Below are 3,472 nucleotides of genomic sequence, written 5' to 3'. Positions count from 1 at the left end.
ATAATATAATGATTTTAATTAAAATAAATAAATTAATGGTGCGGATAGTGAGATTTGAACTCACACAAGATATTTCTTACATGCCCCTCAAGCATGCACGTCTACCGTTCCGTCATATCCGCTTAAAAATGATCTTATAGATCACTTTTGTTATTCTAATGAAACAATGTAAGGAATGTTGTTATTTTGGCTTTCTAAGGTTTCTAATTCAATGTGGTCGTAATTAGTTTCTAAGAAAGTTTCTAGTTTTTCTAATTCTTTTTCATCAGTACATGAAGGATTATAAAAAACAGTTAAAAAGGTTTGATGAGGTTTAATCATTTTTTGGAGTAATGTTTTTAATGCTCGATATTTATCTTTATTAGTAGCTATTATTTTTTCTTCCCAAACAGATAAATATTCTTTTTCTAAAAGAGTTTGATTGGATATGTTTTTAGCATCTTTTTTATCAGCATAGATAATTTTTCCTGTTTGGATGTTTTTGATAGTTTCTTCCATGATAGTTTTGTTTTGTACTAAATCCAATGATTTATCAAAAGCTAAAAGAGCACTGTATCCTTGAGCGATGTTTTTAGTTTGTAAAAGGACAATTTCTTGATTGGTTCCTTGTAATTGTTTTAGTTGGGTTTTAAGCTTTTCTAAAAGAGATGTGTCATTAGGTAGGATAATGATGTTTTGGGAAGTATTTGTTTGGAGAAGTTTTTCAAAAGTAGTAGGGTTAAAAGTAGATTGTTTTATAATGTGATTTACTTTAAGGTCAGCAAAGACTTTTTGGCTTTTGGTATCATTTACAAATGCAATAAAAAAATATTTTTGATCTTTATTTGAGTTAGGTAAGTTTGAAGGTGACTTTGGGTCTGGGGTAGGTTCTTGTTGTGGGGTAAATGTGTCGTGTTTTTGATCTAAAATTGATTGATGTTGTTCTTTCATGTTGTCAATTTTGCTTACCTTTAATGTGCCATAAGTTAAGAGTTTTTCTAAAACTTGTCCTGGTTTGTTGGTATGGATATGTATTTTTAGAATTTCTTGGTCTTTAACTAAAACTAAAGAATCTCCTATTTGTAATAAAGCTTGTTTAAGTTGTTTCATATCAAGGTTTTTTTCTTGGGATGCTTTGATTTGAAAAATGTATTCAGTGCAATAAGTATATTTAATATTAACTTGTCCCAACGTTTGTATTTTATCAGGATTTGTGTGTGTTTGGGTATTTTGGTTTACTTGAAGTAGTTTTTGGTCTTGTAAAAATAATAACATTCCTTTAAGGATTTCAACAAAGCCAGCCCCTCCACTATCAACTACTCCTGCTTGTTTTAAGACTTCTAATAATTCAGTTGTTTGGGAAAGAGTTTTTTGGGCGTTTTGTAAGAAATTGGATAAAACATCTTCAATAGTACTAAATTGGGATTTAGCTTTGAGAGTTTGTTTAACAGCTTCACGAAAAACAGTTAAAATAGTGCCTTCTTGAGGTTCTATAATAGCTTGGTAAGCTTTTTGGTAGCCTCCTTCAAGTGAATGGATAAAATCATTAATATTGATAGTTTCTTTATTGAGTTTTTGGTAAGTTTGTGCCATTCCTGCAAAAAATTGGGATAAAATAACTCCTGAATTGCCTTTGGCACCCATTAATAATGCTTTTGATAAAACTTGGGATACTTCTACTATGGAACGAGTTTCTAAATTGCTAATTTCTTTAACGCCTGACATCATAGTAATTTTCATATTAGTTCCTGTATCTCTATCTGGTACGGGAAAAACATTTAAATTATCAATGGTTTGGTAGTTATTTTGTAAATTGATAGCTCCGTTAGTAATCATGTTTTTAAATAATTGTCCGTCAATAAATTGAATAACTTTATCTTTGTTCATCTTGGTTGCCTTTCTTCGAAAAAATTTCTTTAATATAATTAGATAATAATAAGGAATGGAATATTGTTTTTCGTAATTTGGTATGATTAGGAAAGATTTTTTATTTAAGGTAAATAAAAACCTATTTTAATTATAACATATTTTAATTTTTCTCTTATAAAACAAAGAAGTTAAGGGAGCAAAAATTTAGTTTTTTATGACTTATAAGTAAAATTATGAGATTATTGATAGAATTATTTAGTTTGTTATTTGTTTTATTTAAATTTGTTTTATTTTTTTTGAAAGAGATATAATAGAGATAATCAAATAATTATTAATTGTTAAAAAAGTTTTGTTTGTTATAATCAATTCATTAAAATAAAAACTAATTCATTTATAAAGTTTTAGGCAAGTTATAAAAATAGTGATTTATAAATTTGATATAACATAACAATATAATTGTTTGATTTATTGACAACCAACTAACTTTTAAAAATAACAAAATAAAACGAAAGTGAGAAATTATCTTATGGATAATCAAGAAAAAGATCTCAATTTAAATTTTTTGAATAAATCATTTAAAATCGAAACTGCTATTACTTGAATTGCTTTTTCTTTAGTTGCAATAGCTTTAATTTTAGCTTTTAGACCTCAATTTCAACCACAACCAACAACAATCCACCTACCATAACACAAACTCCATCTTTATCTGAAAAATCACCTTCAACTCCCAAATGGAGTGTTATAGATGCATTCCATGCGCCAGTTCAATTTGAATTAAACAATTTTAATCCTAACAAAAAATATATGGATGATTTATTTGGAATGAAAGAAGAAAAATTGGCAGCTCAAAAAGTACTAGATTTTGTTACAAATGCCAAAATGTTTTAAGGTAAAGGTAAAATAGATCCTCCCAAAGGAATGTTATTATATGGAGTTCCTGGCACTGGAAAAACTTTTTTTGCTAATTGTTTTATGAAATATACTAATTTTAAATATGTTGCTAAATGTACTGGTGCTGATTTTGCTCAAAAATATGTAGGAGAAAGTGTAAAGGCAGTACATTCTTTATTTGATAGTGCAAGAAAAATTGCTGATGAACACGGTGGTGCTATCATTTTTGTTGATGAATGTGAAGATGTTTTTGTTGATCTTACACAAATACGTGAGCATCATAAAGGACAAAGTGAAGCTGTTACGGCTTTCAAAGAAGAATTAACTAGCGAAAAAAATAACCCAACTAAGCCCATATTTTTAATTGCAGCTACAAATTATTTAGATAAAATGGATGATGCCATTAAATCAAGATTTACTTACAAAATTGAAGTTAAACCCTCGAAAAAGAACCACGCAAAGACTTTATGAAATTCTTAGTTAAAAATATCTGTAAAAACCCAATTTCTGATGATGCACTAAATTATCTCACCCAAAATGTTAATGATGCAATTTAAAATGACATTATGAAGCGTTCTAATCGTACCATCGAAACACTTGTTAATGATGCTTGTATTAATATGTGTAGAAACAAACACACACAAATTGAAGTTCAAGACTTAAAAGAAGTTTGTTTATCAGTTTTAGGTTTTATCCCACAATAAAATAATATATATAATAATTTATAAAGCAT

3 protein-coding genes and 1 tRNA gene are annotated in these 3,472 nt (G+C 27.9%); 2 read left to right on the top strand and 2 right to left on the bottom strand.

Features of this window, described 5'->3' with window-relative positions:
- Window positions 1-36 precede the first annotated feature (36 nt).
- Window positions 37-122: transfer RNA gene (locus OL66_RS00500), tRNA-Leu, on the bottom strand.
- A gap of 28 nt (window positions 123-150) precedes the next feature.
- Entirely contained in the window at window positions 151-1,866 is a 1,716-nt protein-coding gene (locus OL66_RS00495) for a DAK2 domain-containing protein (RefSeq protein ID WP_034172039.1), read from the bottom strand.
- A 900-nt stretch (window positions 1,867-2,766) separates the two neighbouring features.
- On the opposite strand from OL66_RS00495, the gene OL66_RS03575 reads away from it, so the two are divergent.
- Both OL66_RS03575 and OL66_RS03815 read left to right on the top strand, forming a co-directional pair.
- Window positions 2,767-3,210 carry an AAA family ATPase gene (locus tag OL66_RS03575; protein WP_052177922.1) on the top strand — a complete coding sequence of 148 codons (444 nt, stop codon included), beginning with the start codon at window positions 2,767-2,769 and terminating at the stop codon, window positions 3,208-3,210.
- 95 nt (window positions 3,211-3,305) lie between these two features.
- Window positions 3,306-3,443, top strand: coding sequence for a hypothetical protein (locus tag OL66_RS03815; RefSeq protein ID WP_156956338.1), 138 nt, complete (start codon window positions 3,306-3,308; stop codon window positions 3,441-3,443).
- Window positions 3,444-3,472: the final 29 nt, after the last annotated feature.

Source organism: Chrysanthemum yellows phytoplasma (assembly GCF_000803325.1).
GTDB classification, from domain to species: domain Bacteria; phylum Bacillota_I; class Bacilli_A; order Acholeplasmatales; family Acholeplasmataceae; genus Phytoplasma; species Phytoplasma asteris.
Note: the sequence above shows the minus strand (reverse complement) of the source record. Positions and strands in the feature narration are given on the sequence as shown.

Coding starts and splice junctions, on each gene's coding strand:
- OL66_RS03575 (WP_052177922.1), top strand. CDS start 2,767: ATGTTATTATATGGAGTTCCTGGCACTGGAAAAACTTTTTTTGCTAAT.
- OL66_RS03815 (WP_156956338.1), top strand. CDS start 3,306: ATGAAGCGTTCTAATCGTACCATCGAAACACTTGTTAATGATGCTTGT.
- OL66_RS00495 (WP_034172039.1), bottom strand. CDS start 1,866: ATGAACAAAGATAAAGTTATTCAATTTATTGACGGACAATTATTTAAA.